Here is a 13,237-nt window from a genome sequence, read left to right as displayed (position 1 = left end):
AGTCCATAAATGAAACAATCCGATCTATATGACATGGCAAGTCGTTGTGGCTTTACGGTAACAGTATTTTCGGATCACCCCGATTTTTTTTCATCTTGGTCTTTAAGCATCAAAAAAAACGAACAAAAATACATGATCGAACATGACGGCAGAGACAGCTGGCTAATATTTTACAAAGAAAATGAACCCAATAAGTTCAAAGAAATAGATAAAAAAATCTCACACACAATGAACGACAATGCAAAACTGACGCAGTGTGAGTCTTGGCTTTTAAGTGTTTGACAAAAAAAGTTAGCCACGAGACAAAAAGAGACAGATTTATTTTCTATGCACCCAAAATAAATTTGCCCCCTTTTGCTAATGGAGGTGCGGCAAAGTATTCACTTGGGACAGACATCGAAGCACTCGAACGGCATGCATTTAAAAATGGCCAAGAGGTCAACAATGGAAAGCCTTGGAAAGTTATTGATATTGGCAAGACTATTGGCGCCAACGATGGTGAAGAAACACGCTTCATGAGGGTTGAACTAAGCGCAAACACTATCCACGGCCACCCTATTTCCGAAGAAGCATTCAAAAAGCTCACGAAGGCGAAGAAAAACTGAATGCATACTAAAAAAATCATTGAGCTTGACGGAATAATCACACTTGATAACATATCCCATCTCAATCAGCTTATTGATACTTCGATGATCATCGATGATTTAAAGGAGGACCTATTTCAAGCCGTCTTCCCTCATGATCAACTTATCGACATAGGCTGGTACCCTGAGTTCTGTGAAAATGGTACATTCAGAATTTCTTTAATTAAAGCCTATGACTGGGAATATCCAGCTTTCAGCGAAAAAGCAAAAAGCTGGTCAGAATTAAACAAGGCAATTTCCAATGCTTTAAATAAACTAGAAAAATGACTACCCGAGAAAACAAGTGGACAGGCTTATTTTCTGTGTGCCCGCGAAAATAAATTCGACTTTTTTGGTTCATCACAATAAAAATGTTAGATACAAACAAAAAAATCATTATACCCGGAGAATCTGCACTCGAAGCACTATCAGAGATAGAGTTTATATTAATATCTCTACATAAAATGGGTAGCTATTATAGCGACAAACCTATTACAGACTACCAACGCGCGACAACTGAGTTTATAGACAACGAAAAAGTCACACAAAAACTCGCCAAGGTACGACGAATACTAAGCGACAGTTTTGATAACACGCTCGGTGAAGACGACATGGATGACATAGAAAGACACATGGAAAATATTAAATTCTGGAAGCCTTTAAAATAAAAGGCGACAGATTTATTATCTACGCATAATGAAAATAAATCTATCCCCTTTTATTTTTCAAATCATCAAATAACGACTGGCGAGTGCTCAGTGATGAGCTGAATCTGGGGTCGGAGGCCGATACAGCCGTTTATCTCGTCCGTATAAAACCCGGAGACGTCGATTCAATACGAAGTGCCGAACGGGAAAGAAAATGGTGCCGATCCAAAAGAGTGGGTTCCCGGCGGAGCAACGAAAAGCGGCACCAAAGAGGCGGCCCTAATAGGCTCTGAGAAAATACAATATAACAAAGTGTCGATGAATTATTAAGTCAATTTGAAGACTGGGAAAAACCTCAATGAAAACCAAATTTCAAATCGCACTAGAAAACAATGAGCCCTCGAAGTTTTTTAAAGGTCAAGGACAATATTCTTCCCGAGACCCTGATTGGGGAGATCACCTCTATATCAACAACTGGCAAGGTCTCTGCGGATATCTAAAATCTAAAGAAAGCCCAAACAAAATACTACTTGACGTATTCAGCAAGTATTTAACATCGCTGCAGAGTTGCTACCAAGATGCAGACTCCTTGCTGTTAAATATAAGCTGTTACTATCTAATGCGAAATGATACATCGTTCATGTCCGAAGACAGCTTTGACTTAATAGCGAACCTTAGCGAAAGAAACAAAAAAACAATCAACGAACTGTTCAAACTTCTACGTAGAGAGTACGCCAACCAAAATGCTGGCAAGCCTGTAATTAGGCTTGACCAATTTCTGTCTGAAATAAAGACAAATGGTTGCAATTTTGATCTAGAAAAACTGTAGCTAAATCAAGGAAAATGGCGAAGAAAAACTACAAAAAAGGGACAGGTTATTTTCTACGCACTCATAAAAACAAATCTATCTCCTTTGGCTCGCCACTACCAATGCACTGGGTGTATCTACCATGACAGAAGTTCTAGTTAAATGAATACAGTCCAAGCCTATGTGACAAAATCCGATAGCGACTTTGTCAGGGTAAAGATTCTTGATGCAAAAATAAAAGAAAGCCTAATAGACATCGGCTTCACAAACGACATTGATCTTAACGAATACAAAATCATCACACCAAACGATGAAATATTAGCTGGAGTATTTAAACAACTCAGGGATCTTGAAGTCTATTTTTCCGATGGAAGAGAGTGGTGCCCTGCCGAGGTATTTGAGTACCTAAGAGACAAGGGGCTTTTAACCGGAAAATTTACAATGATCAGTTGGACGAGCCCTGACAAGTATTTTATTAGCCCCAACAAATGACAGGGACAAAATGGGACGGACAACATGGGACAGATCTATTTTCCCAGACAAAGACAAAGGAGACAGATTAATTTTCTAAGCTCTAATGAAAATAAATCTGCCCCATTCTGCCTCCATTTGCGCCAAACCTTCAGGATAAAACATGAACAAACATCGAATCACTCTTTCAAACGGCTGGATCGCCGAATTCGAAAACCAAGGTGAGTTTCGAATGTCCGCCGAAGGCTGGAATCTGATTTTGAAAGGACCAAATCAGAAAAGCATCCAATACTTCAAAGACAAGATCGTCGTAGTGAACGATGACGATGGTACTCAGGCAAGATCATGTATTCGCCTTTCAAGCGACGGTGTTTACGGCTATTTGAGTACTGGACTGGATCATGGTTGGGTGATTGATTTTGCGCGGAGCATGATCGCGCCACATCGGGTAAGTATCTTTCACCGTCACGACGGTTACGATGAAAGCATCTCAATGTACGAACAGCCCGCTTTCAAACGTACGCGTGAATATATAAGCGTGACAGGCAAACATATTTATCTGACCTTCCCATTTACGAAGGATGAGGACTTCCCCAAGGTTTGGGAGGAATACCTGCTGATACGTAGACGTCAACTGGATGAACTTTACTTCAGGAACTGATTTGCCTGCATGACTCTGAAAAATCAAAAAAACCTCAATGCAAACCAAATTTCAGATCGCATTAAAAATTACATCTATATTAACTGACAAGCATTGTCGCTTTGCCCCCGCTGTGATGGACTTTTCCCAAAACCGCAAAACCCCAAAAAACTGGCTATTCGGTCAGTAATTCCTAACCATCCTCACCTGAAAACAGAGAAAACAAAACAATGGTTTTCAACCAACCTTCAAACTATACTTCCGCGCGCAGTATGGAGGCTGTGATTTATGTTCAAATTCAGACGGAAAACATGGGCTTTACTCTTGGTCTACATCGTGGGTGTCAGTGGCTATATCTACTACCTCTACGTCGAGACTCAAGGAAATCTCACTGAAAACATTAATAACAAGCTGCTGCATGCAGCGCTGGGCACTTCAGCCATCCTCGGCGACCGTTACCATGACAATCTGACCGACAAACAGTCCAAATCGGAAGCGCAAGACTGGGATGCCATTCAGCGGCTCTCCAGGTTCAACGAGTCCATGGGAACCGCCTTTGTCTACAGCGTGGTCAAACGCGCGGGGAAGGCTTATCTGGTCAGCTCCAGCGCATCGAAAAAAGAAATTCAAGAGAAGAATTTCGTACGATTCTTCGATCCCTATCCAGATGCCAGTCAGGCTCTGCTCGACAGTTTTGAACGTACCGAACCCACATGGATCGACTACTCGGATCACTGGGGAGACTTTCGCGCCGTCTTCGTCCCAATGAAATCGCAGGACGGTACGATTTATGTCGCGGGCGCGGAGATGACGTTGGCGGACTACCACCGCCAACTTAATCAGGACTCCCTGAACCATATCATCCTGGCCATTCTGGTATTTCTCGCCTTCATCCTTTTACGCATGCGTGCTCATCTTCAGCAACTGCAAGTAAACGAACAGGTATTGAATCGAGCAAAAAATGCCGCCGAGGACGCTGATCGTTCAAAAACCAGATTTTTGGCCACCATGAGTCATGAAATCCGCACGCCCATGTACGGTGTTATCGGCGCGACCGAGTTGCTGGCGAGGTCGGCCCTGAACGCCGAGCAAAGCAGTCTGCTAAGAACGATTAATACAAGTGGACGAGCCCTGCTGTCTCTTATCGACAACATTCTCGACCTTGCAAAAATCGAAGCAGGCAAGCTTGAATTGAAGCCTCGTGTCTTCGAAATAAGAGCGCTGGTTTCATCCAGTATTGAAATGATCCGGCAAAACATTCAGGACAAGCCAATAGTACTTGAGGCCCAGGTATCACCAGACGTACCTCCCTTGGTCAAAACCGATACCAATTGCCTTCGCCAGATATTGATCAACTTGCTGGGCAATGCGGTTAAATTCACCGAAGCCGGAAAAATATCGCTCATGGTCACGACTAGCGGTTACGGCACTCGAGCCCGACTCGAATTCTCCATACGCGATACCGGCATAGGTATTCCCATGGAACGGCAAAACAGCCTGTTCAAGCCCTTTACTCAGTTTAAAGGACTGGCCAGTCAACGCTTTACCGGGAGTGGGCTCGGTCTTTCCATCTGCAAAAATCTGGTCGAGGCGCAGCAGGGGACTTTATCCTTTACCAGTCAGGCCGGGGTCGGATCGACGTTCTCCTTCTCACTCCCCATGGAGCTTTTTTCAGTCTCGGAACTACCCATCCGGGACGACCATGCATGGGTTGGTTTCGACTCATCTTTTGCCGAGGATTACCCGCTCGATATCCTGCTGGTAGAAAACCATCCCGTGAGTCAGAAAGTTGCCATGGCGATGTTACAAGAGCTGGGTTATGCACCCGACCTTGCGTCAGATGGCTTGGAGGCGGTCAATCAGTGCATGACTTCGACTCCAGATATCATTTTTATGGATATCAACATGCCTGTCATGGATGGGCTGGAGGCCATCCGTAAAATCCGCGAACTACCAATGGGCGATATTTGCTACATCGTTGCTTTCACCGCGAGTGCTTTTTCGAGCGAGATAGAGCGTTTCAGGGCCGCCGGTGCCAATGATATTTTGACCAAACCGGCAAATTTTCAAGCCTTGAGCCGAGTGCTTCAGCGTGCAGTCAACTACCGGCAGCAGCTCCAGGCCAGCACTCCGGTAATGGATACAATTTCGGGTTGAAATGGACTCAGGCTACAAACGCCATTACAACTCCCTGGTGGGGTGTCCAACGCCCCCTTTAACCCAGCCAATAAAAATGGGCGACTCCAAGGTCGCCCATTTTTTATATCCAAAACTTTTAAACACCGCCTCCCAAAGAAGGTGTTCGCCCAGTGTAATGGCCTGGCAATCCATGCACCGGTAAAGAGCCCTGACACCGGGCGAACGGGAAGGATTTTAATAGAATTTGGCCGATATGTCCTAGGTATAAACATGAAATTTATGCACGTAATATTTCGTAAGTCTTTGCTAAAAAAACGGATACAAACTTCCAAAACTCACCAGTTCGACCATTAAAACTGATTGTTCTTATACAACTATCCGCACAAGAACAATCAATCCGTACAAGTAATGATCAGCTTGGGTGCTGAGTGGTCACTTTCAGCACGTCGGTATAGGTCACCACAACGCTCTGCCCTACTTTCAGATCTTTCAATTTCGCCTGGACTTCAGGCTTTTCGACGTTGACGGTTTTGGATTGGCCGGCCGGGTTCTGGAAGGTCACCTGGTTTTTCTTCAGGTCGATGTGGGTGATTTTCAGCTGCACCTGCACCTGACGGTAGGCTTCGCCGCCGGGGTTGGGGTTGTCTTTGGTGGCGCGGATTTCGCCGGTGCGTTCGATGGAACCTGGCAGGCCTTTGTCAATGTCGGTATCGAGGTAGGCCGCGACCGAGCGGACGACTTCGATGTTGACCTGATCCCCGACTTTCAGTTTGCCGAGGTTTTTGGCCTTGTCGCTGAGTTGTACATGGACCTGCCGACCTTCGGCGCCTTCAAGGACGACCTGGTGGTTGGCGGCGTCGACCGCCAGGACTTTGGTGACGACCTGATCGGCCTCCACGGCGGCGGCCAGTGGGATGTCGGCGGCGACGGCGCTGAGGCTGGCGGTGGACAGGAGGGTGGCGAGGGTGATGGCTTTGGTCAGTGCGTTGAGCTTCATAAGCGGTACGTTCCCTGTGATGGATGGCAGCAGACGGCTCTTAATCCAGGTTCGGGGCCGTCCGTGCCGATGAGCATAGACGCTGATCAGGGAGTGTCCGCAGTTTCTTGCGCGGTGGATTCGCCGAGCTCCTCAGGCTTCGGGATCGTCGACTTCGTGGGCGACGTTCACGGCGGGCGAGTCTTTGTGGGATTGATCGGCCTTGGTTTTGAGGATCTGCCATTGATCAAGGTCGATGGCGCCCTGCCCCAGCAGATCGTCGGCGATGCGCAACAATTCGCTGTAATGCACGTCGGGAGATTGCTGCCAATAGGCCTTGTCGTCGAACAGCCGCTGCCAAGTGGCAAGGGTGGGCGGTTTGAGGTCGTCGCTCATGGCGGGTTCCTGCCGATATTATTACGGTAGAGAGATGGAGGTCTCTCGGAGTTCCTGTGGGTTCGGCGCATTAAGAGCAGGATCAAAAGATCGCAGCCTTCGGCAGCTCCTACACCGACCGAGTACACCTGCGACATTGCGGCGTACGCATAACCGTAGGAGCTGCCGAAGGCTGCGATCTTTTGATCTTAATACCCGGTCATCTCCAGATACCCCTGCCCGCCATGGCTGCCGCTGAGTTGCACCGGCCCTTCCCAATAAGGAATGCGCAAGTCCATCCAGGCTTTGGGGTTGAGGGCGCCGATGGTGATATCGAGGTGCTTGCCGGGAATCTTGATCGACCAGCTCACGGGCATTGCTCGCCCAGCCACGTTGGCGGTGTCTTGGGGTGTGAGGCTGATGTCGTCAGCCTGTAATAACTGCGTCTGCCCATGGGCATCGATCCAGGTGCCGGTGAGGTATGGCGCGCCGTCCTTTTGCCGCATGCGATAGAGCATGACTTGGTCGCCGCTGTCCAGGTGCAGGGCGAACCAGTCCCAACCGGTCTGGTTGGCGGTCAGGGGTTGGCTGCTCCATTCGCGGTCAAGCCAGGCCGGGCCGCTGACGGTGTAGGTTTTGCCGTCGATTTCCAACGTGCCGCTGGCTTGGAAAAACGGCTGGCTGTAGTAGTACGACGCCTGGCCTTGTTCGGATTTCTGGCTGAAGCCTTTGTCGCCCTGAAGTACCAGCGGCCGTGTGGAAGTCAGTCGCAATTGGTAGTTGAAGGCCTTGTCGCGGGCGCTGAGTTGCAGGTCCGCCAGAGGATCTTCATCGGTGGCCTGACTGCTGAAATGCCAATCGTCGATCCATGCCTTGAACGGCGCCAGGCTCACGCCGGCCTGGCCGACGCCGCCTCGGGCGTAGCGTTCGGCGGCATGGTGCACCGTGGCGGAAGTCACGGCCGCATGGCCCAGCCAGATGGTTTGATTGCTCCAGCCAGATTGTTCGGGAGTCGCTTTCAAGGCGCTGCGGAACAGCGTCCATTGCGCGCCGAATTCCTGGCCCTGATCGTCCTTGAGGTTGGCGGTGACGTACCACCATTCGATGCGAAAGCCATCGTGTGGGCCGTGGTCTAGCGGAAAATTGAAGACTCGCCCGGGCACCACCGGGATAAATGCCTCGGCCTGATGGCCGAGGCCGGCGAAACCTTTTTCCGGCTCAGGCGAGTTGTCGCATCCGCTCAGCAGCGCCAGCAGCAACACGCCGACCTTAATCTTCATGAGCAAAGGTCCTCAGCAAATCCGCCGGTTGCGTGCGATACAGCGAGTACAACGGCCACGCCGACGCGAGCAATGTCGCAAGCAACGCCAGGCCCATCAACTGCAACAGTTGCAGCGGAAACACCCGTAACGGCAAGCGCCAGCCGAAGGCCTGAACGTTGATCACCGTGTCCAGGCACCACGCCAACGCGATGCCCAAGGGCAGCGCCAGCACCAGCGTCAGTACCGCCAGCAACCAGGTTTGCCCGAGGTTCAGCAGCATCAATTGGCGACGGGTTACGCCCAAAGCCCACAGGGGCGCAAGTTGCCCGAGGCGGCTCTGGCTTTGGGTCAGCAGGCTGATGAACAGCGCCACGCCCGCGACGCAAAGCGTCAGGCTGTTGAGCGCGGCGGTGGCGGCGAAGGTGCGTTCGAACACTTGCGTGGACCAGCCTTTAAGCCGGGCCTGATCGACGATGCGGCCTTCGTCCAGGGTGAAGCGGGCTTGCAGCGTGGTCAGGAACCCAGGGATCGATGCCGGTTCGATGCGCAGATTGAAACGGTTGGGCGTCAACTGCGGCCAGCCGCGCAGCAGGTGATTGATGTTGACCAGCAGGTGGCCCTTGGGATTGCCGTAGTCGGCGTAGATTCCGACGATCCGTGGCGACCATGGGCCATTCGGCGTCGGGATTGTCAGGTGATCACCGAGCCGTACCTTCAACCGCCGGGCCAGTTGCTCGCTGAGCATCAGCGCATCGTCCTTGGCCAGTCGCTCCCAAGGGTTGTCGCCCAAGGCTTCCAGCAGCGGCCAGTGCTGACGATAAGTCGGGTGATCGATCACGCCAAAGACCTCCGCCGGCCAGCCCTGCAACTGGATCGACACTTGCCAGTTCGGTAGCACCGCGGTGACTTGAGGTTGTTGTTTGAGCCAGGTGTGCAGCTCTCGAGCCTGGGCGGGATTTTGCGGATTAAGGTACAGCTCGGCGGTCAGCCGTTGTTCGAGCCAGTTGCTGAACGTCTGGCGGAAACCGGCGGTCATGCTGCCGGCGCCGATGTTTGCCGCCAGCGCCAACAGCAGCGCCATCAAGGCCAGGCTCAGGGCCGGCAGTTGCTGACGGCAGTCGGCGAGAAACCATTGGCCGAGCACCGAACGACTGCGCCCAAGCACCCAGTCGAGCACCCTATTCAACACCACCGGCAAGGCCAGTGCGGCGCCGATCAACAACGCGCCCATCAACACGAAGCCACTGCTCAGGCTGTCGCCGAAGCTTAAGGCCAATAACGCGATCACCGCAGCCATCGAGGCGACCCAACCCTGGCGTCGCAACCAGCGCGCGTGGGCCTGATGCCAGGCTTGCGGATTGGCCAGCGCCAGCAACGGCAACCGCGCCGCCCGCAGCAAACTGTTGGCGCCGGCCAGCAAGGCGCCGAACAGGCTCAGGCCGATACCGCTGAACCACCACAGCACACTGAGGTTCAACTGCCCCGGCACTTCGGCGCCGTACAAGCCGCGCAGGCTGGCGGCGACGTCCGGTAACAGCACGCCGGCCAGCAGGTAGCCGCTGACGACGCCGGCGATACCACCGATCAGCGCCAGAGCACCCAGCTCGACGGCAAGGCAGGTAATCAACATGCGCGCACTGACTCCACAGGCGCGCAGGGTTCTGAGCAAGCTTCGGCGTTGCTCCAGCGCCAGGCCGATCGCCGCGTGAACGATGAACAGGCCGACCACGAACGACAAAAAGCCCAAGGCATCGAGGTTCAGGTGGAAGCTCTCGGTCAGTCGCGCGAGATTGTTTTCTTCGCCGCTGCTTTTGAGCTGGAGTTGGCTCTTGAACTCATCCGGCAGGGTCGCGGTGAAATCCTTGGGCAGCAGCAGGCGCGACAATTGATCCGGCATTTGCAGAATCTGCTGGGCGAAGCCGATGTCCACCAGCAACACACCGGGCGCCATGTCGGTCTGGGCTCGTAGCGGCGGCAAGGTGATGCCGCTCTGGGCCACCGGGGTTTGACCTTCGTGCAAGCCCAACGCCTGCAAGGTCTGCGGCGAGATCCAGGTGCTGCCCGGCGCGGTGAAAAACTCGACAACCTGCTCAATCGCCAACGACCGCCCGGCCACTGCGGAGCCGCTGGGCAATGACACCGGCTCAATGCCCATCAACTGTAAGCTCTGGTCTTCATGACCCTTGAGCGTCACTCGGCCTCGCAACACGGGTGAAACCGGCCAACCCGCACGACGCAGGTCAACAAACAGTTGCTGAGCGAACACCCCACCGCTTGGCGCACGCAGGCTGGCTTGTGGTTCACCGCCGATCAACTGACTGGCCCGGGCGTAGCTTTCTCGCGCCTGGCTGTTCAGCGCTTGCACGCCGGTCAGCAGGCTGGTGGCGAGCCAGAGCCCGGTCAGCACACTGAAAAATTGCACCGGGTGCTGCCGCCAATGACTGAGCAGCGCCCGCAGCGTCTCGCGAAAAACCCGCACCTCAGCGCTCGTCCGCGCCAGCCAGACGGCCACCGTGCAGTACCACTTTGTCCGCCAACCGCGCGGCGACCCGTGGGCTGTGAGTGACCATCAACAAAGTCGTCGGGCTATCGTCGAGCAGTTCCAGCAACAACTTCAACACCTCATCGCTGGTGGCTTCATCGAGGCTGCCGGTGGGCTCGTCGGCCAACAGCAGTTTCGGTTGCGATGCCAGGGCGCGACCCAACGCAACCCGTTGCTGTTGCCCGCCGGACAGTTGCTCCGGATAGCGCCGCAGTAAATCTCCCAACCCCAGACGTTGCACCAGATGCGCCTGCCAACGCGGATCGTGGCGCCCGGCCAGACGCGCCTGAAACGCCAGATTGTCTTCAACGCGCAAACTGCCAATCAGGTTGAACTGCTGGAACACCAGACCGATTTCGGTCCGCCGCCAGTTCGCCAATTGGCTTTCGTTCATCTGCTCCAGCCGATGTTCACCGCTACGGATGCTGCCGCGATCGACCTTGTCCAGCCCGGCGATCAGGTGCAGCAAGGTGCTCTTGCCACTGCCCGACTCCCCCATCAGCGCCAGGCTGCTACCGGGCTTCAACGTGAGGTCGACGCCTTGCAGCACGGGCAACGGGCCTTGGGGGGTGGCGTAGCTTTTGAAGACGCCCTGGACGTGAAGCATGAAGGGGAAACTCTTTTGATGAGTGGGGGCAAGGGTAGAGAGTACACCCGATAATCTTTGGTTGAACGGTCTAATGCCATCGCGGGCAAGCCCGCTCCCACAGTGTCTGTGTCGTACACAAAACCTGTGAACATCACCGAAACTGTGGGAACGAGGCTTGCCCGCGATGAGGCCATATCAGCCCATCAAAATCTCACTGCCCCACCGCCACACTCGGCACCACCTGCCCCGGCGTCACAATGCTGTTCAGGTCAATATGCTTCCACTCAGGCTTGGCCCCCAACCGCGCATTGAAGCGATAGTTAAAGGTGAAATCGTCCCCCGTCGGCACACTTAACGGTTTGCCATACACCGCCTCGATCCCCGCCAGGTCATAACCCATCACCTGCAGCAACGTCGGGAAGATGTTGTAGTGACTGGAGCGATCCTTGTTGGCCGGCAACTGCGACAGCCAGTCCAAGGTCTTCAAACCGCTGCCCGAAATTACCACCAGGGGCACCAAGCCTTCTTCCTCCACCGGATCACCACCGCAGTGAGTATTGAGCCCCGGGTTACCGCGCTCGTGCAGATCCTGCCCGTGATCCGAGGTGTAGATCAGCAGCGCATGACTCAAATCCGCCTGAGCGAAAACCCGTGCAAAGAACTCGCCGACATTCCACAACACAGTATTTTTGTAGGCATTGCGGTACAGCAACCAATCATCTGGCTGACCGTTGAAACCATCGCGTGTGCCCGTGTCCACCACTTCGACAAACTGCCCACGGGGCAATGTCGGGCGGTAAGCCATGAACGCGTCCGGGTATTTGTCGTGCACCGGAAAGTGCGCACCGACCTTGTTGATCACTACCAGCTGCGGCTCACCATCGTTGAGCAGTTCAATCAGCTTGGCCGCCGCGGCCATGTCGCGGTCGCGCACGCTGGTCCGATCGAACTGCACGAACTCGTCGATGTCCTTTTTCTCGGCAGCGTTCATCAGGTTCTGCAAGTTGCCACCGGTGCGTTGGGAGTCGATGTAGACAGTGCGCAACCCGGCCTTTTTTGCGTACTGCCAGATCGACGGCAGCGTGCTGTTGATCCGCATGTAGTCGGCGCGGGTGCCACCGTAGCGCAAGGTGACATTGGTGTCGGCGCTGCAATTGGCGATGGATGCCGCGTAGCCGTAATTGAAAATGTCCACGCCTGGGCGCGGTTCCTTGAGGTTGCTGTGCACACCGAACGGCGTGTTGATGTCCAGATAGTTGCCGGAAATGCTCTCGTCGATGATCAGCACGATGTCGTGCCCCACCGGCTGATCGATGCGCGTCAGGCTCACCGGCTCTCGCGGGCCGACGGTGTTGTGCAGCGCTTCATAAGTGAACAGATTCAAATAGGCCAGCGGCGTGTACATGATCGGCAAGCCACGGGCTCCCTCACCGGCCCGCACGAACAGTACTACGCTGAGCATCAGCACCCCGAGCACGGGCGCCGCCACCAACAGTGCACCCGGTAACGGCGCCCGTCGACGCGGTTTCAGCCCGATACCGAACAGCAGCAACAAACCACTGGCTGTCCCGCTGACGATTGCATCGCGGTACTGGTACGCCGCTTCTTGAATGAACCCACCGGAATACACCAGCGACACAAAACTGCTGTAGGTCATGTAACCGGCAGTCACTTGCGTATAGACGTCGAAGAACACCGCCGAGCCAAACATCGCCAACGCGAACAGATGACGGATCAGCGCCTGGCGGATGTACGCGGTCATGAACAGCGCCACCGTCAGTACGACGAACATTGCGCCATACAGCAACACCGGGTAACCGATGCCCAGAGCAGTGAGGCGATCAAGGTAGTCGTCGTAGTTTTTGAGTAAATACAGAACCAGCAACAGTTCCTTGAGGTATCGGATCATGGTGATTACAGCGTCTCCGTGGCCAAGGGATGATTGGCCATTTTCTGACACTAGCACCGAGCCTTCGAAGCGCAAGAAATGCCGGTTTTTTTCCTAAAGCGTCAAAAAAACGTTGCCTCAAATCTGACACACCCACCGGGCCGTAACCCTTGTATTACAGGGCTTACGACCGTTTATCGCATTCTTCGAATCCTCATAAACCCCTCAAAACCGCGGCAAATCCAGCAGCGGCAAGGACTTGATGGCAAATAGCCCG

12 protein-coding genes are annotated in these 13,237 nt (G+C 53.4%); 6 read left to right on the top strand and 6 right to left on the bottom strand.

Features of this window, described 5'->3' with window-relative positions:
• The first annotated feature begins 9 nt into the window (after positions 1-9).
• The 6 genes from F6R97_RS27220 (at position 10) to F6R97_RS27195 (ending at position 5,346) form a co-directional block, all read left to right on the top strand.
• Complete coding sequence (locus F6R97_RS27220) at positions 10-282, top strand: hypothetical protein (protein WP_315867394.1); 273 nt, start codon at positions 10-12, stop codon at positions 280-282.
• Positions 279-605: a hypothetical protein gene (locus F6R97_RS27215; RefSeq protein ID WP_315867393.1), complete on the top strand. Its 327-nt coding sequence runs from the start codon at positions 279-281 to the stop codon at positions 603-605. The genes F6R97_RS27220 and F6R97_RS27215 overlap by 4 nt, the downstream gene beginning before the upstream one ends.
• Complete coding sequence (locus F6R97_RS27210) at positions 606-911, top strand: hypothetical protein (protein ID WP_315867392.1); 306 nt, start codon at positions 606-608, stop codon at positions 909-911. It abuts the gene before it with no gap.
• A gap of 1,329 nt (positions 912-2,240) precedes the next feature.
• The gene (locus F6R97_RS27205; protein WP_315867391.1) at positions 2,241-2,570 is read left to right on the top strand and encodes a hypothetical protein; all 330 of its coding nucleotides are present in this window, start codon (positions 2,241-2,243) and stop codon (positions 2,568-2,570) included.
• A 142-nt stretch (positions 2,571-2,712) separates the two neighbouring features.
• Positions 2,713-3,210, top strand: coding sequence for a hypothetical protein (locus tag F6R97_RS27200; RefSeq protein WP_315867390.1), 498 nt, complete (start codon positions 2,713-2,715; stop codon positions 3,208-3,210).
• A gap of 267 nt (positions 3,211-3,477) precedes the next feature.
• A complete protein-coding gene (locus tag F6R97_RS27195; RefSeq protein WP_315867389.1) occupies positions 3,478-5,346 on the top strand; it encodes an ATP-binding protein in 1,869 nt (622 codons plus the stop codon).
• A gap of 394 nt (positions 5,347-5,740) precedes the next feature.
• Here F6R97_RS27195 and F6R97_RS27190 read toward each other — a convergent pair whose 3' ends face one another.
• The 6 genes from F6R97_RS27190 to F6R97_RS27165 form a co-directional block, all read right to left on the bottom strand.
• On the bottom strand, positions 5,741-6,325 hold the full coding sequence (locus F6R97_RS27190; protein WP_038984011.1) for a hypothetical protein: 585 nt from the start codon (positions 6,323-6,325) through the stop codon (positions 5,741-5,743).
• A 132-nt stretch (positions 6,326-6,457) separates the two neighbouring features.
• Complete coding sequence (locus tag F6R97_RS27185; protein WP_038984012.1) at positions 6,458-6,700, bottom strand: hypothetical protein; 243 nt, start codon at positions 6,698-6,700, stop codon at positions 6,458-6,460.
• Positions 6,701-6,888: 188 nt separating this feature from the next.
• Entirely contained in the window at positions 6,889-7,959 is a 1,071-nt protein-coding gene (locus tag F6R97_RS27180; RefSeq protein ID WP_048394987.1) for a lipocalin-like domain-containing protein, read from the bottom strand.
• Positions 7,949-10,420 (bottom strand): ABC transporter permease, encoded by a 2,472-nt coding sequence (locus F6R97_RS27175; RefSeq protein WP_315867388.1) that lies wholly within the window; start codon positions 10,418-10,420, stop codon positions 7,949-7,951. Before F6R97_RS27175 ends, F6R97_RS27180 begins: the two co-directional genes overlap by 11 nt.
• Before the next feature lies 1 nt (position 10,421).
• Positions 10,422-11,090 carry an ABC transporter ATP-binding protein gene (locus tag F6R97_RS27170; protein ID WP_048394989.1) on the bottom strand — a complete coding sequence of 223 codons (669 nt, stop codon included), beginning with the start codon at positions 11,088-11,090 and terminating at the stop codon, positions 10,422-10,424.
• Positions 11,091-11,283: 193 nt separating this feature from the next.
• Positions 11,284-12,981: a sulfatase-like hydrolase/transferase gene (locus F6R97_RS27165; RefSeq protein ID WP_038984016.1), complete on the bottom strand. Its 1,698-nt coding sequence runs from the start codon at positions 12,979-12,981 to the stop codon at positions 11,284-11,286.
• Between the last annotated feature and the right edge of the window lie 256 nt (positions 12,982-13,237).

This window comes from Pseudomonas sp. JV414, from assembly GCF_032424305.1.
GTDB lineage: Bacteria > Pseudomonadota > Gammaproteobacteria > Pseudomonadales > Pseudomonadaceae > Aquipseudomonas > Aquipseudomonas lini.
This window is presented reverse-complemented; position numbering and strand designations above follow the sequence as displayed.